This window comes from Nitrospira sp. (assembly GCA_016788885.1).
Taxonomy (GTDB): Bacteria; Nitrospirota; Nitrospiria; order Nitrospirales; family Nitrospiraceae; genus Nitrospira_A.
This window is the reverse complement of the sequence record JAEURX010000010.1, coordinates 104584-130408: the sequence shown is the minus strand read 5'-3', so window position 1 is coordinate 130408 and position 25825 is coordinate 104584. Positions and strand designations below refer to the sequence as shown.

The following is a 25825-nucleotide window of genomic DNA, read 5'->3' as shown; positions in this document are numbered from 1 at the left end:
CTATCGCCGTTCGGACGATCTGTGTGAGATTGACAGGGTCATCGTCGACTTGCCAGACTCCGTGACATGACCGAAATACGCCTCACCGATGCACTCGCACTCTTCGCACTATCACAGCCCTTTACCCGCGAACAACTCGAGCAGAAACGCGATGCACTGCTCCATACCTGGACCCCGCGCCGCTTCGCCAACCTGACCAACAACCCCAAGAAATACATGCAGGCCTATACGAAAGCCGAAGAGATGACCAGGCTAGTCGAAGCCTCATACGCTTTGCTCAGTGCGATCCTCGTCAGGGACGAAGCGAGGAGCCATGAGCATGAGACGTAAAACGTGAAAGATCGTTTCACGCACTACATCTTCCGAATCCCTCGGATGATCAAAACGTCATGTCACAATGCCGCAGGGAGGGTGGCGACCGAGGCGTGCCCTTGCGGTACGTCGCAGGGAGACAGCCGCCCGAGAACGCCGTGAGATGGCGTTTTCATCATCCACCCCAACCCGCATCTTGCAGGCTGCTCAAAACGGCGTCCCACTAGGCCGCAGCGAGTTAAAACCGGAGGCGTACCCTCAGGGGTACGTTGAGGATTTTAACGAGCCGAGAACGACGTGGGAGGTCGTTTTCAGCAGCCTACTATTCGACGCCGTGAGAGACGACCCTGGAGAGCGACGTCTCGCCGTCTTTTTCTCCCGTTCCTTCGGCCACAGCCATCGGCCAGGTCACGAGGCCGGACACCCCTTCCGTCGCGGCACCGTCCTTTGTAGCCGCATAAATCTGCGGCAGCTTATTCGTGCCGAACTTGGAGATGTACAAGAACACATGCTCGCGGCTGTTCACCCGCACCGCCCAGGGCTGAAAATCGTTCTTGTAAAACTCCTCACAGAGCTGCATCGCATCGAGGCAGGAAATCCCCACCGGCTCATTCAGCGTGTAGTAGTAATCCAACGGCAGGTCATACTCCTCCTGCTTATGAATCGTGATGCCGAACTTCTCCGGATTGCGCACCATGGGCGTATGGCGGTAGGCCACGAAATAAAATAGCTCTACCGAATGGATCACCGGCTGATTGTCGATGACGAACTGCCGCGTCTCCAGCGCCTCGTCGCGCGTCTCCCCGGGAAACCCGTAAAACGCCATCACGTGGTTCCAGATCCCCGCCTTGGCCGCCTGATGCAGATTGTTCTGGATCACGCTCTTCCGCGCATGTTTGTCCATAAGATTCAGCACGCGTTCGTTCGCCGACTCCATGCCGTAGTACAACGTGCAGCAGCCGGCCTTCGCCGCCAGATCCCAAATTGCCTGGTCCTGCAAGGTTTCCTCGAAGCGGATCAACGTGGTCCACTTAATGCCGACATTCCGATCCACGAGCAACTGCGACACCTTCTTGAACAACGCAGGCGGATAGGACTCATCGGAAAACAGGAAGTGGCGGCAGTTGTACTTATCCCGCAACGCCGTGACCTGCTCCACCACATGTTGGGCGCTCATGCCGCGGTACTGATCGAAATAGCCCTGGCCGTGATCGCAGAAGGTGCACCGGCCCCAGTAGCAGCCGCGCGTGGCGAGGTAGGGAATGATCCGCTCGGGGACGAAATAGCGGTCCAGCGGCAGGCCGTCGAAGTCCGGCAACGGCAGCGCCGTCGTTTTCTCCGTGTAGACTTCCTTGCTCTGCTTCACGCCGTCCGCGTCGCGATACATGAGGTTGGGCACCTGCTCTATCGCCCGCTGGCCGTTCACGGCCTCCAGATACCACAGCAGCGCATGCTCGCCTTCGTACAAAATGGCCGCGTCGAACACCTCGGTAAAGAACCGCTCGTGATGCGCCCATTCTTCCTGCAACCGCGTGACGACGTTCCCGCCGACTACGACGCGGATCTCCGGAAAACTTTCCTTGATCATCTTGCAGAACGTGAGACCGGCCATCAGCTGCATTTGCGTGCCGATGGAGATGCCGATCACCGCCGGCCTTTCCTTGCTCACGCTGGGCAGTACCAATTGATTGCAGATGTCGCGATAGACGTTCACCCGCTCGTCGTCGAGACAGGCAAACACCTCCTGTGAGACGCCGGGGCGGTAACCGAGATTACTTTCCATCGGATAAAACACGAGCGAGGCCGGATAGTAGGCAGCGGAGATGTACTGCATCGCTTCGCGAAACGTATTGAGCGCGCGTTCCAGCCTCTCCGCCTCATAGAACCGCTCGCCGCGCACGACCAGCTTCGCATCTTCGGCCCGCTCCGCGAGATCGAACACGTCCACCGCGTAGGCGTCTTCCAGCACCGCTTTCTGGCTGGCTTCCTGCTCGGTCAGCGTCCCGGCCTTTTCCTTGTCCTGAAGGGGCTTGAGGTGCATGCCCAGGCGACCCTTCACCCAGATCAAAAACTCCATGCTGAAGAAATGGTCGTACATCTCGATGTTGATGTCGCGCTGCACGACTTGGTGCCCGGCTTCGCGCAACACCGCCGTCAACATCGGCAAGGCGAGATACGGCGCCGTCGGCACCCATTCGGGCGGAAACAGCAACATCACCTTCGACTGCTTCCGATCTTCTTTCTTGATCGGCGACAGCCCGTCGATTTGAACAAGACCGTGACTACTCATGGATACCCTTCGTGAAACGCCGTTTCACGTTTCACCTTTAACGTCTCACGCGCAATGTTTCACGCCTTCGCTACATCTTCCCCGCCAGCGTCGGCACGGCCCCGGCGATTTTCGCCGCGCGATACTGAAGATCCGGCAACTTCTGCAACCCGAAGCGCGCGATGTAGAGAAAAATGTATTCGCGGATGAACAGCCGCAGGTCCCAGCCCGGGTTGTGGTTCCGCTCGAACTCCTCGAACACCCGCTCTGCCTCTTCAATGCTCAAGCCCTGCTTCACCGTGAAGTAATAATCCAGCGCCAGATCCCACTCCGGATTTTTGTAAGCCGTGACCCCGAACTTCTCCGGGTTCTTCGCCACCGGATTGTGCCGGCCGAGATCGAACGTGCCGAACCCAAGCGAATGGACGTGATCCTTGTTCTGCTCCAGAAACTGCACGGAGGACCAGGCTTCCTCGCGCGTCTCGCCGGGGAACCCGAAGAAGCCCATACAATGATTCCAGATGCCGGCCTCGGCGGTATACTTCAAGTGTTTCGTCATGATTTCGGTGGTCGTAGCCTTGTCCATCAGCCTGAGCACCCGCTCATTGCCCGACTCGTAGCCGAAGTGGAGATACTTGCAGCCGCTGTCCTTCGCGTCCTGCCAGACCTGATCTTCCAGCAGGCTCTTCTCGAACCGCATGTGCGTCGTCCAGACGATCCCCATGTTGCTGTCGATCAGGCCGCGTGCGAGTTTTCTGAACAGCGCCGGCGGGTAGGACTCATCGGTGAAGTGAAAATGTCTCGCCCCGTACTTGTCGCGCAGGTACGTGATCTCCGCCAGCACGTCTTGAATCTTCTTCGAGCGGTAGCCCGCCGTATAGCCTTCGCCATGGTCGCAAAACTCGCAGCGGCCCCAGTAGCAGCCGCGCGTCGCCAGATAAGGCAAGATCTTCGTGGGGACGAAATATTTCTCCAGCGGCAGGCCGTCGAAGTCCGGTGGCGGCAGGGTCTGCATGTCTTCGGCGAAACTCGTCGCGGACACATGCACGCCGGTCGCATCTTTATAGATGGTGTTGGGCACATCGGCCAGACTCTGCTTCGCGCCGACCGCCGACACGAGTTGCACGAACGCCGTCTCCCCTTCATAGACCACGGCACTATCGAAGTACTGAAACAACGGCGACTGCGGGAGCACGTCGCGCAGACGCGTGACCGTATTACCGCCGATCGTCACATGAATGTGGGGAAAGTGCTGCTTGATGAGCGCGCAGAAGGTCATGGAGGAGAACATCTGCTGCTGCAACACGATCGAGATGCCGATCACATCCGGCTGCTCCGCCTCGATGGCCGGCTTCACGAGCTGCTCGAACACATCGCGGTAGACGTTCACCTGGGTGTCGTTCACCGCCTCCATCACTTCACTGGAGACGAACACCTTATAGGAGAGATTGGTCTCCATCGGCGGCATGCAAATCCGTGCCGGCGCATAGACCAGCGAGATCACCGCCGTGACTTCACGAAAAACTTGAATCGCCCACTCCAACTGATCGATTTCGTAGAATATTTCACCGCGAATGATCGCCTTGGCCTGTTCCGCCTTCTTGATCAGCTCATCGATGCGCTGGCGGCTTACTTCGCAGAGTTGCAGCTGAAGATCCTGCTCCCAGTCCTCTAACTCGCGCTTCTTCGCCAGCTTCCTCAAACGATCGAGCTGCTGCGGCACCTTGCGCAAAACCTTCTTGAGAAAGTCTTCGCTGAAGTACCAATCCCACATTTCGAGATTGATGTCTTTTTGAACGACCTGATGCCCGGCTTGGCGGAGGACGGCGGTGAGGGACGGAAGACTCAGATAGGGTTCGGACGGGAACCAGTCCGGAGGAAAGATGAGCATGACCTTCATCTTCCGGCCGGCGGCGGCTTCGGACGACTGGCGCTGGAGCATGATCAGCTCGCGCGACGCCCGCTCGCCCTTTGTGTACTCAACCCGCATGAAGACGGCCCTTGTATCGGTCCGGCACTCCGAAACAATCAGAATGCCAAAGGGTTAGCTTTGAGTTCGTCATTGTACGAGGGGAAAAGAGAGAGATGCAAGCGCGGCTTGATTGCCCAATTGCTCGCGCAACGCGCGGCCTGAGAAGGCCCTCGTTGGACGCGCGCAGTTTTGGGCAAACCAAGCCCCGCTTGCTGGGGGAAGTAGGTGAGAGAGAAAGCAGCCCGGCGCACCTCGCAGAACGCGCACGATAAGACTGTGCTCGTCCCATGCGCGCAGTTGAAGGGTGATCCGGCCATTCCCTGGTGATGAAGGAATGGAAAAACAATAGACCCCGAAAGGAGACGGCCTGATGGTCTCCTATGCTCGCGCAACGCGCGGTCGCAGACTCCCCTCGTTGGACACGCACAGTTAGGAGACCAACCAGGCCAACCCCAGATGAGAATGGTGTGGGAAAGAACACGCGCACGATAAAACAGTACGTCCGATGCGCGCAGTTGAAGGCAACCTTGGCCGCACCCTTTGATATGGAGAAAGACCGCTAACGGAAAAGAGAGGCTGAAGCGTGGTGAATCAAAGGGGCTTTGCTTTCCCGGACGAGTGAGCGCGGAGAGCTTTTTCTGCTAAAGCATCAAGTCGACTGGCCTTCGCATCGGCCTCAAACTCGCGATCCCAAACCTCGGCGTCGAACATGGCATACCAGCGGCGAAACGTGGCAAGCTCATCCGCCGACAACTTCTCGATCTGTTGCTCAATCGCTTCGACCTTACTCATGCATCCCCCGGCTATGCCGTCTCAGTTTACCTGTTTGTTCGGCAATCCTAGCAATTCACTGATTCGGCGTCCAAACCACAGCAGAAAGACGATCCGGCAAGAATGCCCTCCGCCATTATGGAGGACAGCACGTTGAGGGCAGAAATCCCCTTCCCCTCCATGCATTGCCACATAGGTCCAGTCGTGTTAGGCAAAGGACATCCTTGCATCATACGGAGACTTCTATGCTCATCCCACAATCGATAGCCTTGTTCGTGGTGGCGGGTCTGTTCGAAATCGGCGGCGGATATTTGGTTTGGCAATGGTGGCGAAACGGCAGTCACTGGAGCGTCGGCCTCCTGGGCGCTGTCATCTTAATTCTCTACGGCATCGTGCCGACCTATCAGCCCTCGCACTTCGGCCGGGTGTATGCCGCCTACGGCGGCTGGTTCATCATCTTGTCCATCCTCTGGGGATGGCTGGTCGATCACGTAGAGCCGGATCGATTCGATGTCATCGGCGCGATGGTGTGCCTGGTGGGCGTGGCGGTGATGATGTATTGGCCTAGGTGAGAGGGGGAAAGAGGAAGAGACTGGCATGGGAGTTTCCCTGTACTCGCGCAACACGCGGTCGCAGACTCCCCTCGTTGGATGCGCGCATGTAGGGAACCGGCCAAGCCGCCTCGCTATGACACCGAACAGGAGAAGGGATCATAGAGATCGGGCCGTCATTCTCAGTAGACGATTACAACTAGGCGTGCTCGACAATCCAGAATTGTCCTTGCTGGAGTTAGAAATGTGGCAGACACAGAAGGGGGGAATCGCCTCGCTCGTCGAGAGAACGAAGCTGCATCGAGACAATCTCTATCGCATGCTTTTAGAGGGCGGCGATTCGGAATTTCGGGGCCTCGATGCTAGCTGTAGATGGCGGGACATCTAAAGAAACCGTTTCGCCAGCTAAGAATAGGCCAAATTGTTTGGTTGCAAGACCTGCCCCTATTCTTATTCGGCACCTGTTCGATGGGAAGGGACGGACAGGTTGTTCTCGAGGAATTTGCATTGGCGATATCGCACGAAGCCAAGAGGGGCATGGCCTACGTGGCTGATATCGAGGAATTGACTGGTCGTGGAACATTCTCTCCTGAGGTGGTATTGCTGGGGGCAAATAAGGATCATGGATGCATATCGGCTGGCGGCTCGGCTGCGATCCTGGGTTCAGGTAGTTCAAGTGCTCTTGTTGGGCAGACCGGCCGTCAAGTTCAGGTCGTCTGATCCAAGTGAGAATGACTGGTTATCCGGTGGGACGGAGAGTGATGGGCTCTTCGGGAAATCCGGTGATGACACGCTCGACGGTGATGCGGAGTGGGTATGGGGTCGACGTCCTGCGTGGCGGCGGGGATGATGAGATGGCATACGCCGATTGGAGCGACTTTGAAAAACTCGTCGCGTAGGGTCAGGCCCGTGCGTTGGAGGAATGGGTTTCTGCGGGAGGCCTCTCTACCGTGTGCCGGTCGTGGGCGGCGGAGTCATGAGAACCTGACAGCAGCCAGTGATCGAATATTTACTCAGTCCGCTGCTGAAGTCGATCTCGGAGAGTTTGCGGGAGAGATAGGCAGTTCCAACGCATCAGATGAGACGACCATGTGCAGGGGCCTTTCACTCTGGCCTCTCGCTCTCTCAGGGAAGAGGAGGATATGTGATGATGAGGAGCCTAGTTCTGGTGGTAGCTTTTTCAGCAGCATTGAGTGGAGTCGCTTGTGCGGGGAAAGAGGCCTACTGGCTGGTGATGGGCAAGGACAAGACGCTTTGTCCTACGGTGCTCAAGTTGATCAATGAGGATCTCAAGGAACACGGCGAAATTCGTTACGAAGACCATGAGATGTTCGCGGCCATTAAATGGCAGCCTCTATCGGACGTGCTGGGGGAAAAGTTTGCTGATACACACTGTAGTGTCGATCGCGTAGCGTACTTCGATCTCAATAACGATGGCCATCCAGACACTGTAGTGAAGTTTAGTGGCTGCTTTAAGGATCGACTAACGGACTCGCTTGTTTTTCTGAATGTAGAAGAGAAGGTCTTTAGAACGTACGATTATGATGACATGATCAAGAACAGTGTCGGCAGCTTCCCTGGCGAAGGTTCGCCTCCCCTTGCAACGTACATGGTGCGTACTCCGATCACTGGAAAACATGGGGAACCACTCTCAGGCGAAGGCGTAGGCGGATGGATCGTGATTCATCCTTTCATCCACAAGTCCGTAACCTATTTGGCTATCACCGATCGCGGAGTGTCGGGAACGAGTTCAAGTGGAGAGGGATTCTTGGTCGGCAAATACAAGAGCGCAAACGAATTAGACGAAGCCTGCTATTTCAAACAAACACGTTTAATAATGAAGAAGCAGGGGAGGTAACACGTGGCTGCTCTCCAGGTACACGCATTGGATGAATTCTCTTATCGGCAAAGTCTGATCAAGTTTCTCAAGCAGCATGAGAACCCCGCACTCGCTGGGGTCCCTGATCCGGCCAACTCCACCGCCGGCGGTTTGCGACCGCATTATGAAGAGTAAAATAGGGTCAGGTCTTACAATAACACATCCCACCAGGTCTACGCAGAACCTCACACCAGCACCGCTATATTCATTCCTGTCCGGCTCTTGTTCCAAATCAGAACGGCAACGAGAACAACCCGGTAGAATCCTCAACCCAGGACTTCTCCTTCGAGCTCTCCCCATTCGCGTATTCCGTTTGTGATCGGTGGATGTTCCTCTATACTTTCACCTAGAGGTGCAGAGGCCGGGCTGTTCAGTGACCTGTCAGATGGAGGTTGCCATGGTTTCTGTTCCGCTGACCAATCTCAAGAATGATTCGATCAACCCCGACGACGCCATCCTGCTGTTCGACAGCGGTGGTCACAAGGTCTACTGGATCGGCACTCACACTGGAGGAGATGAGATTGAGTGCAACACCTATCTGATCATCGACGGAAACGAAGGCTACATTCTTGAACCGGGCGGGTTCGACCGGTTTCCACAAGTGTTCAAAAAAGTGTGTCTCCTCCTCAGCCCGAATAGCATCACCCACCTGTTCTTCAGCCACCAAGATCCCGATATCTGTGCCTCATTTCCCAGCTGGACCAAGTGGAATGAAGACATCAAGCTGGTCGTGTCGAGCTTATGGACTCGGTTCATGCTGCATTACGAATCCAGAGATTTGAGCGGAAAGGCGCACCCTCTCAATTTTCTCAAAGTGCCGGACGAGGGCCTTTCGATCCCGTTGAAAGAAGGCGGCCGACTCGATTGTATCTCCGCGCCCTTTCTTCACTCCCCCGGTAATATTCTTGTTCATGATACGGTCAGCGGGTTCCTGTTTTCTGGAGATGTCGGAGCAGCCATGTATAAGGACCAGGCATTCAGGCTCGTGATCGATGATTGGACCCTGCATACCCAAGCCATGCAGGGATTCCATCAGCGCTATATGTCCAGCAACCGAGCTGTCGCCGGGATGAACAAACAACTCGCGCCACTGCCGATCACGGCGATTCTTCCTCAGCACGGATGCATTTTTCGTGGGGAAGAGGTCTCGCGCTTCACGCAATGGCTCGGCAAACTCCCCGTCGGAGCCGACTATTTCTATCCCGACGTCGCCTAATCCCTGCGGGGGAAGAACTGTCCCGCCAATGAATAGACAACGGCAAGTCGTTTTTTGAAACACGCACACCGTGCCAGGAATCGTTTCAGTCCGCCGTCCACCCAGCACACTCCGACAGATGACTGCAACCCGGCCTGAGCAGCGCAGGAATGGCCAGGTCTTGCAATCACACATTCACCCATACAGCTCCCGGCGCGCAGCATTGAATGCCCGCCTCTTCCATTCCATCCAAGCTCACTGGCCGATTGACTCAGCCGGTATGGAGGAGTAGGGTTTTTCTCGCTCTCCCACCAATCTCCGAGGAGGGACCGGCCTATGTGGAGATCACTCGCCGCCATCGCCACGCTCGCTGCTGTGCTAGCCATCCCCGCTTCTGTCATCGCTCAAGAAGCACCCGCGAGTCAGAAATCGCTGGCTGAACAACTTGTCGATGCCTTCAACGGCGTGTTCGGTGTTCATCCCGGCATGCGCGCGAATCACCCGAAGGGCATTGTTTTGGAAGGCACGTTCACGCCTGCCGCCTCAGCGGCATCGGTGAGCAAGGCGGCTCACCTGCAAAAGAAGAAGGCGCCGATTCCGGTGACGGTGCGGTTCTCTGCCGGCTCGGGGCAGCCGACCGTCCCGGACACGAACCAGATGCCGCGCGGCATGGCCGTCAAATTTTCACTGCCCGACGGGTCGAAGACTGATCTGGTGGTCTTGTCCTTCAATGGATTTCCGGTTGCCACGGCGGAAGAGTTCAGGGACTTTCTCCTCGCAATTGCGGCGAGCGGACCCGACGCTCCCAAACCCACTGCCATCGAGAAGTTTCTCGCAGCTCATCCGACGGCAAAGAATTTCGTGGAGAGCCCGAAGCCACAGCCGGTCAGTTATGCCACGCTGCCCTATTTCGGCATCAACGCGTTCAAGTTCACCAATGCGAAAGGGGCAGTCACTTTCGGTCGCTACCAGCTCCGACCCGTGGCCGGCGAGCACTATCTCACCCAGGAGCAGCTGGCCACGATGGAGCCCGATTATCTGAGCACAGAGATACGCGAACGGGTTCGCCGTGGTCCCGCCAAGTTCACATTGCTCCTACAAGTGGCAGAGAAAGACGACAAGATCGACGATCCCTCCATTGCATGGCCGGACAGTCGAAAACAGATCGAACTGGGTACGATCACCATCACGAAAGCAGTGGCAGACAGCCACACTGCCGAAAAGAAGTTGCTCTTCATGCCGGGAGCGTTGGTGCCCGGTATCGAAGCAGCCGATCCGATGATCGCCGCCCGTTCGGCATCCTACGTCGTGTCCCTGTCGCGCCGGGCCCAGGCGCAATGAGCGGGACAAGAAGCTGGCTCAGGACAGTGGTGTGGACTGACGAGCAGCAGAACCTCCCACCGTGACGATCATGTTGCATCAAGTTCTCTTGCCGCGGTTTGCCCCTGGGATATGTTCTCTTCTTCGGTTGATCTCCCGAGACTAATACCCGACCGTGAAACGTTGTCGGATGTGAGCCGGCCGTTCCACCTCGTCGATCATGGCCATGGCATAATCCTGCGTCGAGATACGGCTTTGTCCGTTCGCATCTTTCAACATCTGATCCGTGCCGAGCCGGAACGTGCCTGTCCGTTGGCCTGGTGAGAGATCGGCGGAAGGAGAGAGAAACGACCAATCCAAATCCGGTTCTTTCCGCAGTAGGTTCAGGGCTTCGCGAGTTGCCAGCGCTCCTTGCTTATATTCCGCGGGAAAGCCCGGCAGATCCACGGCCTGCACACCTGGTGTGACTTCCAAGCTACCCGCCCCGCCGACGAACAGCAATCGCTTCACGCCGGCCTTTTTCGTGCCATCGATAATGGCTTTGGCGCCCTTGACCTGAAGATTGAAGATGTCTGGATTGCCCCATCCTGGATTGAACGCGCTGATAACGGCGTCGTGACCGCCTACCACACGAGCGACCTCATCGGCCTGGTAGATATCGGCTTTCCGGGGAAGAAGATGCCGGTGCGGCGGCAATTTTTCCGGATCTCGCACAATGGCCGTGACCTCATGGCCGCGGCCCAAGGCTTCCTGCAACAGAGCCGATCCGACGAATCCCGTGGCGCCGATCAATGCGATTTTCACCATGCACCTCCAAGTAAACGGGCTTACGCGCTGATCACGAGTTCAGGAGACTTAGTGGTTCACCTGCGACAGATAGCGATACATCCCTTCCACGTTCTCCGGTAACCAATCGGCATAACGCTGCCACTGCTCGTATTTCGGAAGCCGCACGGCCTGCTTGCTTTCTTCCAGGCTGCGGCCTTGCTTCACATGCTCGAGGACGGCAGCACGGAGATCTTCGAGATAGCCGCGAAACAAGCGCACGTGGTCCTTCCTGCCGATCTTCCCGTGGCCTGGCACGAGCACCTCGAAATCCAACTGTTCCACCTTCTTGAGCGACTCGATCCACTCGTCGGGATAGTCGCTTTTCAGTGTGCGGTAGGCGACGGTTTCGACGGGAATGAAATCAACGGCGAACAGCAGTTTGCGCTGCGGCAGCAGCATCACCACGCTGTTGTCCGAATGGTTCTTGCCCGTGTAAATCAATTCGACCTGTGTGCCGCCGAGATCGATGGACATGCGGTCGGTGAAGGTGAGGTCCGGAACGGGGGTTGTCGGATCCGCCGCCTGCAGAATGTTCGGCCGGGCCAGAGCATGGCTGACAAAGATCGCCTGCCCGGCAAAGACGCTGCCGCCGGTGATGTGGTCGTTATGGTGATGGCTGTAGATGACATACCGCACCGGCTGATCCGTGAGCTTCTTGATCTCGGCGTTCAGCCAAGCGGCCGCATCGGCGTTGATCGGGTCGGTAACGATCACTCCCTTCGGCGTCGTGATAAAAATGGCCTGATGGAATTGATGCCGGAACAGATACACGTCGTCGGCCAGCTTGGTGATTTCATCATCGGGTCGGGATGATTGGGCCGCCGCTTCTGCACTGAGCATCAACAGACAGCCGATGATCAGCCAACAGGGGAACCATTTCGAAATCGGCATAGAACGCTCCTTTCGGTTATCCCGCGACATGCTCATGGGAACTGTCGATGACGCCGCCCTGAAGGAGGATCTCGTCCATCGACCACATGAATGATGAACCGTGCATCAATTGGATTGCGCTCCGCCGGCAGCCGCCATCGGCCGCGCCCGCCCCTGTTCCTCTAGTGACCACCCTCCCCCCAACGCTTTGTAGAGTTGGACCACCGACGTCAGATAGAAACGACGGGTCGAGGCCAGGGAGAGTTCGGCGTCGAACAGATTGCGTTGCGCGATCAGCACGTCCAGATAGTTCGCCAGGCCGCCTTTATAGCGGAGATTGGCGAGTCGCAGCGCCGCTTGCAACGCATTGACCTGTCGATCTTGCGCCGCCTCCTGCTCGCGGGCGGTGCTGACGCCCACCAGCGCATCTTCAACTTCTTTGAACGCGACGAGGATCGTCTGCTTGTATTGGGCCACCGCCTGACGAGCCTGAGCCTCGGCCGCATCCTGCTGGAACCCGAGTGCCTGCGCATTCAGCAACGAGCCGGTCAGCCCCGGACCCAACACCCCGAAATCGCCGCCGGGGGTAAACAACTTCGATAAGCTCGGGTTGGCGATGCCCAACGTCCCGGTCAGGGAGATTTTCGGAAAGCGGTCGGCCTTGGCCGCCCCGATCCTGGCGGTCGCCGCCGCCAACTGCTGCTCAGCTTGCACGATATCCGGGCGCCGCTGCAGCAGCTCGGAGGGCAGGCCGGCCGGCACGACGGGTGGCATCATTTGCCCGGTCAACGACAGGCCCCGAGGAATCTGACCGGGATTTCTCCCCAATAACACGCTCAGTTCATTTTCTTTTTGAATCATTTGGCGTTTCAAATCAGCGATACGGGCAGCCGCGTTTTCCCGCTCGGCCTGGAACTGCTCGACATCCAGCCGGTCGATCAATCCCTGTCTGTGGCGTGCCTGGCTGATACGAACCGATTCATTCCACGCCTTCAAGGTGCGCTCGGCGATTTCCAATTGCAGATCGAACTGCCGCAGATCGAAATACGACTGCGCCACACCTCCGACTAACTGCAGCACGATCGCGCGCCGGTTATCTTCCCGGGCCAATAGGTCGGCCCGTGCGGCTTCGTTGGAGCGGCGGATGCGCCCCCAGACATCGATTTCCCAAGCGAGATTGCCCTGCAAGTAATAGTTGAAGGGGTTGGCGAATCCAGGAAATCGGACACCGCCTCGCCGCACCACGGGACCGTTGGCCGTTGCGGTCATTTGCGGCGCATAGTCGGTCCGCGCGATGAACAGCCGGGCCTCGAATTCCTCGACGGTCGCGACGGCGCGTTCAAGGTCCTTGTTCTCCTCCAGCGAAATGCGGATTAGTTTCTGGAGTGCCTCATCGCGATAGAGTTCCCACCAGGGCATGTCGGCGAGCGATGGCAGATCTTTCTCCTCCCCGGCCATCCGAAACGAATCGGTGACGGGAATGTCGGGCCGCGAGTAATCCGGCCCCATTGCACAGGCCGACAGCAGTGCGGCCACTCCCATCAACACGACAATGCGCATGTCACTCTCCTCCCGCTCTGGGTATCGAGGTCGATCCGGGCTGAACTCCTTCGGCTCCGCCCGTCGGAACCGGTCTCGCTGCCGGTCGGACGAACGAGCGGACGATCACGAAGAACAAGGGCACAAAAAAGACGGCCAGGAAGGTTGCGGCCAGCATCCCGCCGAAGACGCCTGTGCCGATCGAATGGCGACTGGCGGCCCCGGCGCCGCTGGCCAGCAGCAAGGGCACCACGCCAAGAATGAACGCCATCGAGGTCATGAGAATCGGCCGGAACCGCAACCGTGCTGCTTCGATCGCGGCGTCCTTCAGCGAGAGTCCGTGCGCATAGCGCTGATTGGCAAACTCCACAATCAGGATGGCGTTCTTCGCCGCAAGCCCAATGAGGGTGACCAGGCCGATTTGGAAATAAATGTCGTTGGACATTCCTAACAGCCACACGGCAGTCAGCGCGCCGAACACACCGAACGGTACGGCCAAAATGACCGCGAAGGGAACACTCCAGCTCTCGTATTGCGCGGCCAGTACTAGAAACACCATCAGCAGCCCGAACCCGAACGCGACCACCGATTGTGTTCCCGCCTTACGCTCCTGATAGGAAATGCCGCTCCAATCGATGTCGAAGCCCTGCGGGAGGAGCACCTCTTTGGCCGCCCGTTCCAAGGCATCGAGCGCCTGGCCGGAACTGTATCCCGGCGCCGCGGACCCGAGCACGAGCGCGGTGTTGAACCCGTTAAAATGGGTGACAGGATCGGGCCCGCTGGAATAGGTGGTCGTGACAACCGTATCGAGCGGAATCATCGAAACCCCCTGTCCGTTCGTCGCCCGTACATAGATTTTGCTGATGTCTGTCGGGCGTGCGCGGTACTGGGGTTCGGCTTCGGTTTGGACGCGATACACGCGGCCGAACTTGACAAAATCGTTCACATACAGATTCCCGAAATAGGCTTGGAGCGTATCGAAAACTTCAGAAATCGGTACCCCGAGCGCTTTGGCCCGTTCCCGATTGATTTTCGCCTGCACGCGCGGAGCGCTCACGCGGAAACTCGTACTGACCGATCCGATGGCAGGGTCTTGTCTCGCCTTGGCGACGAATTCCTGCGCCACGGCGCCGAACCTTTTGAAGTCCCCTCCGCTCGGGTCTTGAAGCTGCAGGGAGAACCCGCCGGTCGCGCCGAGCCCGCGGATCGAAGGCGCATTGAAAGCCAGCACCAGCGCACCGGGAATCTTGGCAAACTCTCTGAACGCGCCGCCGATAATCGACTTCGCATGATCCTGCTTGCTCGTCCGCTCATCCCACGGTTTGAGCGGTGTGAACATCGTCGCGGTGTTGGTGCCCCGCGTATTAAAGACAAAGTTCTGCCCCGACAGGACTTGTGTCCCGTAGATCGCAGGGAGGGTGTGGTAGTACTCCTCCACTTTATCCAGCACGGCATCCGTCCGTTTTTTCGAGGCTCCGTCCGGGAGCTGCACGACAGTGATGAAATACCCCTGGTCTTCATCCGGCAAAAACGCCATCGGAATCGTGCGAAACAGACCGGCAGCGACCACGAGGAGCAGACCGAACAGTACCAGTGACAGCACCCCATGTTTCAACATGAGGCTCACGCCGCTCGTATAGCGGATTTGAATCCGATCGAATGCGCGGTTGAAGAGTCCGAACAGGCCTCGGTGAGATTCGTGACTCGGCTTCAAGAGCAACGCACAGAGTGCGGGGCTGAGGGTCAAGGCCACGAATCCCGAGATGATGACGGAGACCGCGATCGTGATGGCGAACTGCTTATACAACTGACCGGTAATACCCCCGAGAAACCCCACCGGCACAAACACGGCGCAGAGAATCAGCACGATGGCGATGACGGGACCGGCGACTTCGCCCATGGCTTTCTTCGCCGCGTCTTTCGGCGACAATCCGTTCGCCATGTGGCGTTCCACGTTCTCGACGACCACGATGGCGTCGTCCACCACGATCCCGATGGCGAGCACCAACCCGAACAGCGTCAGCGTGTTGATCGAAAAGCCCAGGGCAGCCATGCCTGCGAACGTGCCGATCAAGGACACCGGAACCGCCAATGCGGGAATCAACGTGGCGCGCCAACTTTGCAAGAAGAGATACACGACCAGCAGGACGAGAATCATGGCATCGCGCAACGTGGCGATGACTTCGTGAATGGAGACCTCGACGAAACGCGTGGTGTCGTAGGGAATGTCGTACGTGACACCGGGCGGAAACACTCTCTTCATGCGCTCCATTTCGGCGCGGACCCGCTTGACGGTGTCGAGCGCATTGGCGCCGGGCGACAGAAACGTGAGGAGGAGGGCGGTCGGTTTGCGATTATAGCGGCCTTCGAGAACGTACGACTGCGCGCCCAGTTCCACTCGCGCCACATCCTTGAGCCGGACCATGGAACCGTTCGGCAGGGCCCGTACGATCATCTCTTCGAACTCGCGGACATCCGACATCCGGCCGTCGGTAATCAGTGGGAGCGTGAGTTCGGTGGCCACCGGCATCGGTTCCCGACCGATCGTGCCGGCGGGAAAATCCCGATTCTGTTCGCGCACGACGTTCGCGATATCCGTCGGCGTCAAACTGAGCTGCGCCATGCGAACCGGATCGAGGATCAGCCGCATGCTGTAGTTCTGTTGCCCGAACACCGACGCGTCACCGACGCCCGGCAGGCGCTTGATGTTGTCGAGGATACGCAGCGTGACAAAGTTAGAGAGAAAAAAGGCATCCTGTTGCGGATCGTCCGATTGCATGACCATGACGGCCAGGAGGTCCGGCGACATTTTCTTGACCGTGATCCCTTGCCGCACGACTTCAGGCGGCAGCTGTGGCTCGGCCAGTTTCTGTCGATTTTGGGCCTGGACCTGCGCAATATCGACGTTGGTCCCGATCTGGAACGTGAGCCGGATGCTCATGTGCCCATCGTTCGTACTCGTCGAATCGAAGTAGAGAAGGTTATCGATGCCCGGGAGCTGCAGTTCGATCGGGCGCGCCACGGATTCCGCCACGACCTCCGCACTGGCTCCCGGATAATCGGCCTCGATCTGCACCACCGGCGGCGTGATTTCCGGAAATTGAGAGATGGGCAGGGATTGCATCGCAACCAGTCCCACCACGATGATGATGATGGAGAGAACCGACGCGAAAATCGGACGATCGATAAACACACTCAGGTTCATTTGTGCCGATCCGTCTCGGTGACGACACCGGAGGAACCGGCGGCGCTCGCTGCGGGGGACACCTGAACGGTCTTGACCTGGGCCCCCGGTACGACCCGTTGAAATCCGTCTACCATCACACGCTCCCCGACGCGAAGCCCCTCCTCAATCAGCCATCGATCACCCTGCCAATCCGTCGCCTTCACGTCGCGAACTTCGACCTTGTCGCCTGGACCGATCACATACACCACCGTGCCTTTCGGCCCCTGTTGCACCGCCCGCTGCGGAACCAGAATGGCATCGGGTTTCGACACGCCGTGAAACCGTACGGTCACGAACTGGCCCGGCAAGAGCACGCGGTCCGGGTTCGGGAAAACCACCCGCGCCTGCCGGGAGCCCGTTTCCGTCCGTAGGCTGATGTCCGTGAAATCCAACTTGCCTTCGTGGGCATAGGTCGTGCCGTCCACAAAGATGATGGTGCCGGTGAGACTATAAATCCCGGGATGCTGAATCCGTTTCGACAGCGTGTCCCGTCTGCGCTTCAGGAGAAAACTCTCCGGGGCGCTCACGATCACATACATGGGATCCACTTGATGAATGACGGTCAACAAGTCGGTCTGAGCCGTCACCAACCGGCCTTGATGATAGCGCGTCCGTTCGATCAAGCCGTCGACCGGAGCCGTCACGAGCGTGTTATCCAGATCGAATTTGGCCTTGACCAAATCGCCTTTCGCCGCATCCAGCGAAGCCCGAGCGGCGAGGTCTTCGGCGACCGCATCGTCGACGTCCTTCTGACTGACGGCGTCTTCAATGAGCAACGGCTTGACCCGTTGCAGATTCTGCTTGGCCTGGACGAGTCGGGCCTCGGCTTGAGCAACCCGGCCTTTCGCGCTGACATACGCCGCCCTGAAGGGAAGGGGATCGATCTCATACAGACGGTCGCCTTGCTTGATGTCGCGTCCCTCGGAAAAGAAGCGGTGTTTGATGATACCGGTCACTTGTGGCCGAATCTCAACGATACTCGAGGCTTCGGCCTGTCCGATGAATTCCGGTTCGTCGGGGACAGTCTGAAGAGAGGCCTCGATCACCTGCACCTCGGGCATCGGCGGCGCCGGCGGAGGACCGGCCTCTCCTTTACATCCGGACAATGCGAGCGCACCGATGAACAGCATTATGCTGACTGCGAATATGTTGCCTGGAGTCTCATTCATCATCATGCGCACCAAGAGAGATTCATGATCCGGTCTCATGATGACCGCCTACCGACGGATGTTCCGCCACCGGTGCCGACGGGAATCATGGCCCCGGTGATCTGACCGGCTTTGTCCGAGGCGAGAAACAGCAGCGTTTCGGCGATGGATTCCGGTCTGGCCCAGGAGGAGGGATCGGTCTTCGGCATACTCGCGCGATTGGCGGGCGTATCGATGGTGGTCGGCAGCACCCCGTTGACCGTCACTCCCGAGTCTTTCAGTTCGAGCGCCAATACGCGAATGAGCGCGAGCAAGCTCGATTTCGAGACGAGATAGGCGGCGGCACCGGGGAACGGCTCGATTGCCGCCCACGCCGCCACGTGCAGAATGCGACCGGTTCCGCGTTCCATCATATGGGGCAGAACGGCTTTCGACAGCAGGAACGCCGAGGTCACGTTCATGGTCAACATCCGCTGCCAGAGCGACAGATCGGTTTCCACGACAGGCCCCATGGCAAAACCGCCGACGAGGTTCACCAACACATCAAGACGGCCTGCGGTTCGAATCACGTCATCCACAAGGCGGCGCACAGCCGCCTCATCAGTGACATCCGTCTTCATTGCGTTCCCGGCGGCGATCTCGTCCGGCGGCGGATCGCGGTCTGCGGTGATGACTCGGGCGCCCGCTCGCGCAAAGATCGGTGTGACCGTTCGTCCGAGTGCGCCGGATCCCCCGGCAATCAACACAACTGTTCCCTTCAATGACATCGTCCTGTTTCCTTGAGGCATCCGCCTCTATTTCGTCGGCTCGTTATCGAACTGACGTGCGTTGCGTCGACCAGCTTCGAACCGATGGTCTTGCAGCCGACAAATCGTCCCGATTCCATGGCGTGCCTGCTGTTTTGATGACTGGTATTGATCGACCATGTCTTGATGTTGGCCTCGATGGTTTTGACGCTCTTGGCTTGTGGATCCAGCTTCTCCGGTATTGCTCTTCCAGGAGCGAGTCGTGGCTCGGTGAGCCGAATAGGCGGCCCATTGCCCCCCTCTCACGTCACGGATCACAGGCTTCGACTGTGCGAAGGTGCCGTTGCAGGACCGCTCTCAACGTCTCATGATCGTCCGGACCGTCATACAGTTCACCATTGATGAACCACGTGGGCGTCCCTGTGACCCTGCTCTCTTTCCCGCTAAGGACATCAGCCTGCACGGTTTCCGCATACCGGTGTTCGGAGAGGTCCCGTTCAAACTGTTTCGTATTTAGTCCGAGTTGCTCTGCATACCTGATCAGATTCCGAGTCGTGAGCGCCTGTTGGTTTGTGAACAAGATCTCCGCCATCTCCCAGAACTTTCCCTGTGCCGCCGCCGCTTCGGCCGCTTCCGACGCCTGCTGCGCATGAGGATGTTTCGTCAGCGGAAAGTGACGAAAAACAAATCGCAGACGCCCTTGGAACTCTTCATACACGACTCTCGCGATCGCGGTCCCCTCTTGCGAATACGGACATTCGAAGTCGCCGTACTCAAGCAGCGTGACCGCGGCATCGGCCTGACCAATGGCATGATCACGATCCTCGACCGGCCGAGACAACGGCATGGTAGATGGCTTGGACGTCGTCATGATGTCCTCCAACGTGACGTACTCGATCACATCCTTCCGGCACGGCTCAGAGTCGCTTCTCTTCGATGTCATAGACATCAAACCAGCGGTACACCGGCTTATCGGAAGGCAGGTGGAGCTCGATATACTCCTCCAAATATTCCTGGGCATGGTCGTCCATCTCGCTGAGCCGCATGTCACGGAGTGTATTGTTCCAGCGGATGATCTCTATGGGAGTCTTGTGCCCGGGTTGCCGGGTGACCCATTCCGCAACCTCCGCATCGGTCGCACCGGCTGCGACCAGCTCCTTGAGTTGCTCCGCGGTGATGCCTGTGAACGTGAAGAACTGCGCGGCTAGCGAGCAAGGCTGGTAGTTATATTCTCCGTTGATGCCCAGTAAGAACGCGCGACACTTATCCACACTACGCCCCAAGATGACATATCCGGCGAGCTTCTCCCGTGGACTGCGCGGGGGTTGTACGCGCAGGTCTTTGGCCAGCACACCGACTTTTTTGAGATCATGCGCCATTGAACACTCCTCTGCGTTTCATCATTCCACTCGACCATTCTGGAACCGGCTATACCGCAATGATCTTCGGCGACACCTGTTGTCCTTCGCTCCGTAGCCGTTCAAGTGTCACCCGGGGACAGACATTCTGCTCGATGTAGGTGAGCAGATTCGTGCCGACCCCGCGGATGAGTTGCTCAGCACCCGGGTCAAGACTACGACCTTCTCGGTCGAACACCTCCCCGACGTTCGCGATCGAAATCGGCAGCGGCAACACAAGTCCTCCGACATGCGAGACGACGCTGCGCAAATGCTCCAATGATTTCACGGCGCCGATCGTGCCGCCGGCGATGCCCAGTAATGCGACCGGTTTTCCCGACAAGGCGGACGGAAAGCCAAGATTTTCGATCACGAGCTTCATCACGCTGCTGAAGCTGCCATGATACTCAGGTGTGGCCAGGACGACTCCCGTGGCCTCTCCCACCTTCTGCTGCAGATGTGTGGCGGCTGCGGATTGCGGATCCGTCCCAGGCGGCGGCAGCTGTAACGTGGCAGGATCGATGACCTCGGTCGTGACCTGTCGGTGTTTCTTCAATTCATCGAGGACCAGCGCGGACGCCATGCTGGTATAGTTACCCGGACGGACACTGCCATTGATGATAACGATGCGAATCGTGTCGGATGCATGCGGCATAGGATCCCCCTGAGTGCAGACATTCCGAGAACAGCTGCTGAACCGAAACGCCTGCACCAACTATGAGCCGAAGCGGGCTGGGAGTCGAGCGTGGTGTTGCCCGCTACCGCAGGTATTTCTCAACGATTTCCGGCGAACGAACCTGCGGGGCATTGGGGTTCTCCCCGACTTCGCGCAGCGCGCGACGCTGCCATGGCTCGACCGTCGGACTCACCGGGCAAGCGGTTGCGATGAGTCCATGTTGCCGAAGCGGCCGTTGTTGAAATCGTCGGCGGCCTGCCGAATTTCAGCCGCGCTGTTCATGACGAACGGGCCATAGCCAACCACCGGTTCGTCGATGGGCTCGCCGGTCAAGACAAGCAGGATCGCGTCATGATCGGCGTGGATGGTCAGATCGCTGCCGTCGCGCTCCAACCGGACGATTTCCGCCTCGCCGGCGGTCTGCGTGCCGTTGATGACGACTTGGCCCGTAAGCACCGCGATCATGGCATTGTGCCCTGCCGGCAGGGTGAGCGTGAGATCAGCGCCTTGCTGGAGACGCAGATCCCACAGATTGACGGGCGTGAACGTGCGTGCCGGTCCACGAACACCGCGAAATTCTCCCGCAATGATCCTGGCCTGTCCGCCCGTAAAGGAGACGACCGGAATATCGGCGTCGGTGATCCCCTGGTACCCTGCCGGACTCATTTTGTCTTTGGCCGGCAAATTGACCCAGAGCTGGACCATCCTGAACGGACCGCCCGTTTTGGTATAGTGTGGTGAGTGAAATTCCTCGTGAATGATGCCGCGAGCCGCCGTCATCCACTGGACATCGCCCGGCCCGATGACCCCGCCATTCCCGGCGGAATCCCGGTGTGCGACCTCTCCGTCATAGACGATGGTCACGGTTTCAAATCCGCGATGCGGGTGCTGCCCGACGCCACGCGGCTCATCAGTGGGATCGAATTGATGGGGGCCCGCATAATCGAACAACAGGAACGGGCTGATCGCTGCGCTATCATGATGGTACGAAAACAGCGACCGGACGGGGAACCCGTCACCGACCCAATGACTGCCATGAGCACGCAGGACTTCTGCAATCTGCTTCATGTCTGCTCCCTTCTCGATACGGGGTGATCCCAATCGCTCGATCTTTGATTTTCTCTTGAGGAGTAATATAGGCTTGTACGTACGATTTTCAAGTACGGTCCGCAGGGATACTGCACATGGCAAAAAACACCGAATGCCCGACGGAGCGAACGCTCGCCCTGATCTCCGGTCGTTGGAAAGTGATGGTCATTTACTGGTTGCTGAAGGGCGAGCGACGCTTTAATCAATTACAGCGCGACCTCCAAGGCATCACGCACCGCACGCTGGCGAAACAGTTACGTGAAATGGAAACCGATGGCCTGGTGGAACGATTGGATTTCAAGGAAATTCCACCGCGCGTGGAATATCGCCTTTCCTCGCGAGGACGCTCCCTCGAGCCCATTTTGGTCGCCATGCATGATTGGGCCGTCGCACATCCGCATGCCAAACGAAAATCCCGGGATGCCTAACGGCGTCTGTCGCCACCGTTTCCCGCTAGGGCTTCGCCCAGTAGACCAGAGACCTCCCTGCGGTAGGATTGTCGAGAGGCGACATGCGTGGCTCAACGACTCACGATACCGATGGCCTGCTCGTAGACCTTCTCGAGCAGTATCACCCGCGCGACTTTCAGATCCGACTATGGGATGGCATAATCCGGCAGACTGACTCTGGCGTAGATTCCAAATTTACGCTCATTATCCGAAACCCGTCCATCCTGCGAACCATGCTCTGGCAAGCCGATGAACTCTCATTGGCCGAAGCCTTCATTTCCGGTGAACTGGAGGTCGAAGGTGACCTCGAGGCGGCCATTCCACTGGCCGAATATCTTTCACATCAAACCATGACCTGGGAAAACCGGCTGCGCTTGGGCTTCAGATTATTGAGCTCGGCCTCGAAGCACTCGTCAAAGGCACATGATCTGGCCGCACGAGTCACTGGTCCCTCGCATTCATTACATCGGGACAAACAGGCCATCGCGCACCACTACGATCATCCCGCAGAGTTCTATGCCCCCTGGCTGGATCAACGGATGGTGTATTCATGCGCCTATTTTTCCTCCACCGATGACCTCGATGCCGCGCAGGTACGAAAGCTCGATTATCTTTGCAAGAAGTTGCGTCTGCGGCGGGGTGATCGGTTGCTGGACGTGGGATGCGGCTGGGGCGCGCTGATCGTGCATGCGGCGCGGCACTATGGTGTCGATGCCTGCGGCATCCCGTTGAGCGAGAAGCAGGCCGAATTCACAACCGCATTGATCACACAACATGGCCTTACGGATCGATGCCGGGTCGAACTCCGCGACTATCGTCAACTGGACACCCCCGAGACTTATGACAAAATCGTCAGTGTCGGCATGATCGAGCACGTAGGAGCGTCGCAACTCCCCCTTTACTTTCAACACATCTGGAATTTACTGAAACCCGGCGGGACCTTTCTGAATCATGGGATTGGGATTCGGCACGGAGAACGCTGCGCATTCGGGCCATTTGTGAATACGTATGTATTCCCGGACGCCGAGCTGGTGCCGATCTCCATAACAACCGGGCTGGCGGAGACCGCCGGCTTTGAGGTGAGGGACATCGAAAGTTTGCGGGAACATTATGTGTTGACGCTTCGGCGGTGGAGACAGCGCCTGGAGAGCAACCTGTCGCCCGTCAACCGCACCATGGATGAGTCCACCTGGCGACTGTGGCGACTGTATCTGGCCAGCGCCGCTCATGGTTTTGCCACAGGCCGGCTCAACCTCTATCAAACCTTGTTGTCTAAAACGCAGGATGGAGCGACGGATCTGCCCCTCACGCGGGACGACTGGTATGCCACTCACGCATTGGTTGATTCGCATCCCTAACAGCCCTTCTGCGCACCAACTCATCAATTCGCCTCACCCGCCCATACATTCATCGGCCGATTGTTATATTTCAACATGTGAGACATCCATCGCGGCTCCCCCCATTCATTTCGCCCCGGCCGAATCAGATCTGCTAGTATCCACAACACCGTAGCAGGCTAGATCTGGGCACAATCCGATTAGCGGATTGCGCATGTCCCTGAGGAACCACGCATCGGAGTACCAGTTCGTGGATGATCCCACGTTGGAGCACAGGGCCGTCGTAACTTCGCACACGGGCCTGGTCGCAGCATGGCACAACCTCCCGCTGTATGGACGTATCATCATCGGCGTGATATTGGGCGTCGCAACCGGGCTTCTATTGGGAAACCAGGCGGCCTTTCTGGCAGTGCCCGGCAAGCTCGTACTTCGCCTTCTCGGCGCGCTGGCGCCGCCGCTGATTCTTGCGGCGATTGTGCACACGTTCATGACAACACATCTCGGCGGACCACTAGCCGTACGCCTTCCACGGTTGTTATTGATGAATACGCTGGTGGCAATCACCATCGGGCTGACCGTCGCCAATGTAATCCAACCGGGGCGGGGTGCGGGACTCGCCCCGTCAGAACCTTCCGTCGAAACTACAGCTACGGTCAACCCACTCGTGGCATTTATTGAAAACGTGCCGAAAAGCCTGCTGGGTCCGCTGGGTGACGACGGGAAGGTGATTGGTGTCATCTTCGTCGCGGTGGCCTTCGGCATGGCCCTGCGCACGGAACGTCACCGCCCCCTCGGTACGGTCGAACACCTGGTCGAACTGGTGCTGGAGTCGCTGATTAAAATTTTGCACTGGATCATCGCCGTGGTGCCCCTCGCGGTGTTCGGCATCGTGGCGAGCATTGTGGGGACGGAGGGTTTCGCACAGTTCCAGGCGCTCGGCGTCTTTGTGCTCAGCGTGCTGCTCGCGCTCGCGATCCAGGCCACCTACTATCTCGTCCGCATCCGCTTCGGATCGTGGGTGCGCCCGCGCGAACTGCTTCGGGATGGACGCGACGCGCTGGTCATGGCCTTCTCGACGGCAAGTTCAACGGCCACAATGCCGGTGACCTATGCGGTCCTGAAAGATCGCGTGGGCCTGCGCGACCAATCCGCCAGCATGGGCGCATTGGTCGGAGCGAATTTTAACAACGACGGCACCGCTCTCTACGAGGCCATGGCGGCCCTGTTTATTGCGCAAATGATCGGGATGGACCTGAGCATACACCAACAATTCATGGTCGTCCTCACGAGCGTGATTGCCTCAGTCGGCGCTGCCGGCATTCCCGAGGCCGGCCTCGTCACGATGACCATGGTCTTCACAGCCGTCGGCCTGCCCGTGCAGTTCATTCCCGTCCTGCTCACGGTGGATTGGTTTCTCGACCGCTGCCGGACGGCGATCAATGTCATGGGCGACATGAATGTGAGTTGTCTGCTGGATGGAAAGCAGAAGGGATGACCCTCGGAGTCGTGCGTCGCGCCCGTTCGGGTGAGCGTTGGCGCACTGTCTCGAGCGAGCATGGGTGTCATTCTCCAAATGTGCCACACCGGAAGGAATCGTGTCCCATGCATATTGCTGCACTCTGTCCGAAAGCCTATGCCGATGAAATCATCACAGCCAGGAAAGGCATGCTGTCACGCTGAGGCGCCACGCCGATTGATCGATACACGGCGCCACTCGATACACGCCCGCTACATCGGCACGTTTCTGAACAAGGGCGAAAACGAACTGGTGGGATTGAATGAGTACGATCTCTATCGAGATCTGGAAAATGGCTACTGCTCTTCGTCCGTGAGTCAGCGCGTCGATTTGGCGGTAATCTGTAGCGTCAAGGACATGGCGCACATCAGAACGATCTATCTGAAGCCAGTCTACCGAAGCTGATTCGGGTATGACATCAGCCTGCATGCCTATACGGCGCTGGATACCTCACCCCGCAGCATCGAACAGACCATGCTGAACACTCACATACGAGACAGCCATCTCCACGACTGACCTTGGATGCGGCTGGGACTAGGAACGGTTCGCCCTCCGAACACCGGCCTAACTCCCGTCCCGATAACCGTGTAAATCTCTACGACCTTACCTTTAAACATTTACAACCGCACTCCCTCTCGCGTATGTTATCGCTCCCGGGCGAAGAACTCCGCCCCCTGGTCTATCCTGATTACGTACTTTTTCTTTGGCAATAGGGCTCTGATTGGTATCATGTGC

Annotated in this window: 26 protein-coding genes; 12 read left to right on the top strand and 14 right to left on the bottom strand. The window is 58.1% G+C overall.

Annotation, left to right across the window (positions count from 1 at the left end; all coding sequences use genetic code 11):
* Window positions 1–66 precede the first annotated feature (66 nt).
* Complete coding sequence (locus JNL86_02720; protein ID MBL8041815.1) at window positions 67–330, top strand: hypothetical protein; 264 nt, start codon at window positions 67–69, stop codon at window positions 328–330.
* A gap of 304 nt (window positions 331–634) precedes the next feature.
* Here the strand turns inward: JNL86_02720 and JNL86_02715 are convergent, their stop codons facing one another.
* The 3 genes from JNL86_02715 to JNL86_02705 all read right to left on the bottom strand — a co-directional run bounded on the left by JNL86_02715 (window position 635) and on the right by JNL86_02705 (window position 5345).
* Window positions 635–2602, bottom strand: a complete 1968-nt coding sequence (locus tag JNL86_02715; protein ID MBL8041814.1) for a radical SAM protein — start codon at window positions 2600–2602, stop codon at window positions 635–637.
* A gap of 70 nt (window positions 2603–2672) precedes the next feature.
* Complete coding sequence (locus JNL86_02710) at window positions 2673–4571, bottom strand: radical SAM protein (GenBank protein ID MBL8041813.1); 1899 nt, start codon at window positions 4569–4571, stop codon at window positions 2673–2675.
* A gap of 573 nt (window positions 4572–5144) precedes the next feature.
* The gene (locus tag JNL86_02705) at window positions 5145–5345 is read right to left on the bottom strand and encodes a hypothetical protein (GenBank protein ID MBL8041812.1); all 201 of its coding nucleotides are present in this window, start codon (window positions 5343–5345) and stop codon (window positions 5145–5147) included.
* 224 nt (window positions 5346–5569) lie between these two features.
* Here JNL86_02705 and JNL86_02700 point away from each other — a divergent pair, with 224 nt between their 5' ends.
* The 7 genes from JNL86_02700 to JNL86_02670 all read left to right on the top strand — a co-directional run bounded on the left by JNL86_02700 (window position 5570) and on the right by JNL86_02670 (window position 10290).
* Window positions 5570–5896 carry a YnfA family protein gene (locus tag JNL86_02700; protein ID MBL8041811.1) on the top strand — a complete coding sequence of 109 codons (327 nt, stop codon included), beginning with the start codon at window positions 5570–5572 and terminating at the stop codon, window positions 5894–5896.
* Window positions 5897–6247: 351 nt separating this feature from the next.
* The gene (locus JNL86_02695; GenBank protein MBL8041810.1) at window positions 6248–6595 is read left to right on the top strand and encodes a hypothetical protein; all 348 of its coding nucleotides are present in this window, start codon (window positions 6248–6250) and stop codon (window positions 6593–6595) included.
* Window positions 6596–6636: 41 nt separating this feature from the next.
* Window positions 6637–6774 (top strand): hypothetical protein, encoded by a 138-nt coding sequence (locus JNL86_02690; GenBank protein ID MBL8041809.1) that lies wholly within the window; start codon window positions 6637–6639, stop codon window positions 6772–6774.
* A 248-nt stretch (window positions 6775–7022) separates the two neighbouring features.
* Window positions 7023–7733, top strand: coding sequence for a hypothetical protein (locus JNL86_02685; protein ID MBL8041808.1), 711 nt, complete (start codon window positions 7023–7025; stop codon window positions 7731–7733).
* Window positions 7734–7736: 3 nt separating this feature from the next.
* Window positions 7737–7889 carry a hypothetical protein gene (locus tag JNL86_02680; GenBank protein MBL8041807.1) on the top strand — a complete coding sequence of 51 codons (153 nt, stop codon included), beginning with the start codon at window positions 7737–7739 and terminating at the stop codon, window positions 7887–7889.
* A gap of 262 nt (window positions 7890–8151) precedes the next feature.
* Window positions 8152–8970 (top strand): MBL fold metallo-hydrolase, encoded by an 819-nt coding sequence (locus JNL86_02675; protein ID MBL8041806.1) that lies wholly within the window; start codon window positions 8152–8154, stop codon window positions 8968–8970.
* A 315-nt stretch (window positions 8971–9285) separates the two neighbouring features.
* On the top strand, window positions 9286–10290 hold the full coding sequence (locus JNL86_02670; protein ID MBL8041805.1) for a catalase family peroxidase: 1005 nt from the start codon (window positions 9286–9288) through the stop codon (window positions 10288–10290).
* Between the two features lie 141 nt (window positions 10291–10431).
* Here the strand turns inward: JNL86_02670 and JNL86_02665 are convergent, their stop codons facing one another.
* The 11 genes from JNL86_02665 to JNL86_02615 all read right to left on the bottom strand — a co-directional run bounded on the left by JNL86_02665 (window position 10432) and on the right by JNL86_02615 (window position 21767).
* Window positions 10432–11073: an NAD(P)-dependent oxidoreductase gene (locus JNL86_02665; protein ID MBL8041804.1), complete on the bottom strand. Its 642-nt coding sequence runs from the start codon at window positions 11071–11073 to the stop codon at window positions 10432–10434.
* A 51-nt stretch (window positions 11074–11124) separates the two neighbouring features.
* Window positions 11125–11988 (bottom strand): MBL fold metallo-hydrolase, encoded by an 864-nt coding sequence (locus JNL86_02660; GenBank protein ID MBL8041803.1) that lies wholly within the window; start codon window positions 11986–11988, stop codon window positions 11125–11127.
* A gap of 105 nt (window positions 11989–12093) precedes the next feature.
* Window positions 12094–13527: an efflux transporter outer membrane subunit gene (locus JNL86_02655; GenBank protein ID MBL8041802.1), complete on the bottom strand. Its 1434-nt coding sequence runs from the start codon at window positions 13525–13527 to the stop codon at window positions 12094–12096.
* Between the two features lies 1 nt (window position 13528).
* A complete protein-coding gene (locus JNL86_02650) occupies window positions 13529–16711 on the bottom strand; it encodes a multidrug efflux RND transporter permease subunit (protein ID MBL8041801.1) in 3183 nt (1060 codons plus the stop codon).
* Window positions 16708–17901 carry an efflux RND transporter periplasmic adaptor subunit gene (locus tag JNL86_02645; GenBank protein MBL8041800.1) on the bottom strand — a complete coding sequence of 398 codons (1194 nt, stop codon included), beginning with the start codon at window positions 17899–17901 and terminating at the stop codon, window positions 16708–16710. The genes JNL86_02650 and JNL86_02645 overlap by 4 nt, the downstream gene beginning before the upstream one ends.
* Before the next feature lie 35 nt (window positions 17902–17936).
* Window positions 17937–18647: an SDR family oxidoreductase gene (locus JNL86_02640; GenBank protein MBL8041799.1), complete on the bottom strand. Its 711-nt coding sequence runs from the start codon at window positions 18645–18647 to the stop codon at window positions 17937–17939.
* Between the two features lie 286 nt (window positions 18648–18933).
* On the bottom strand, window positions 18934–19497 hold the full coding sequence (locus JNL86_02635) for a thioredoxin domain-containing protein (protein MBL8041798.1): 564 nt from the start codon (window positions 19495–19497) through the stop codon (window positions 18934–18936).
* A 46-nt stretch (window positions 19498–19543) separates the two neighbouring features.
* Window positions 19544–20005: a DUF5069 domain-containing protein gene (locus JNL86_02630; GenBank protein MBL8041797.1), complete on the bottom strand. Its 462-nt coding sequence runs from the start codon at window positions 20003–20005 to the stop codon at window positions 19544–19546.
* A 49-nt stretch (window positions 20006–20054) separates the two neighbouring features.
* Entirely contained in the window at window positions 20055–20678 is a 624-nt protein-coding gene (locus JNL86_02625) for an NAD(P)H-dependent oxidoreductase (GenBank protein ID MBL8041796.1), read from the bottom strand.
* Window positions 20679–20781: 103 nt separating this feature from the next.
* Complete coding sequence (locus tag JNL86_02620) at window positions 20782–20892, bottom strand: DUF2630 family protein (GenBank protein MBL8041795.1); 111 nt, start codon at window positions 20890–20892, stop codon at window positions 20782–20784.
* Window positions 20889–21767 (bottom strand): pirin family protein, encoded by an 879-nt coding sequence (locus tag JNL86_02615; GenBank protein MBL8041794.1) that lies wholly within the window; start codon window positions 21765–21767, stop codon window positions 20889–20891. Before JNL86_02615 ends, JNL86_02620 begins: the two co-directional genes overlap by 4 nt.
* A gap of 116 nt (window positions 21768–21883) precedes the next feature.
* On the opposite strand from JNL86_02615, the gene JNL86_02610 reads away from it, so the two are divergent.
* From JNL86_02610 to JNL86_02595, 4 genes are all read left to right on the top strand, one after another.
* Window positions 21884–22216, top strand: coding sequence for a helix-turn-helix transcriptional regulator (locus JNL86_02610; protein ID MBL8041793.1), 333 nt, complete (start codon window positions 21884–21886; stop codon window positions 22214–22216).
* An 83-nt stretch (window positions 22217–22299) separates the two neighbouring features.
* Window positions 22300–23595 carry a class I SAM-dependent methyltransferase gene (locus JNL86_02605; GenBank protein ID MBL8041792.1) on the top strand — a complete coding sequence of 432 codons (1296 nt, stop codon included), beginning with the start codon at window positions 22300–22302 and terminating at the stop codon, window positions 23593–23595.
* Between the two features lie 193 nt (window positions 23596–23788).
* Window positions 23789–25069, top strand: coding sequence for a dicarboxylate/amino acid:cation symporter (locus JNL86_02600; protein ID MBL8041791.1), 1281 nt, complete (start codon window positions 23789–23791; stop codon window positions 25067–25069).
* 198 nt (window positions 25070–25267) lie between these two features.
* On the top strand, window positions 25268–25495 hold the full coding sequence (locus JNL86_02595; GenBank protein ID MBL8041790.1) for a hypothetical protein: 228 nt from the start codon (window positions 25268–25270) through the stop codon (window positions 25493–25495).
* Window positions 25496–25825: the final 330 nt, after the last annotated feature.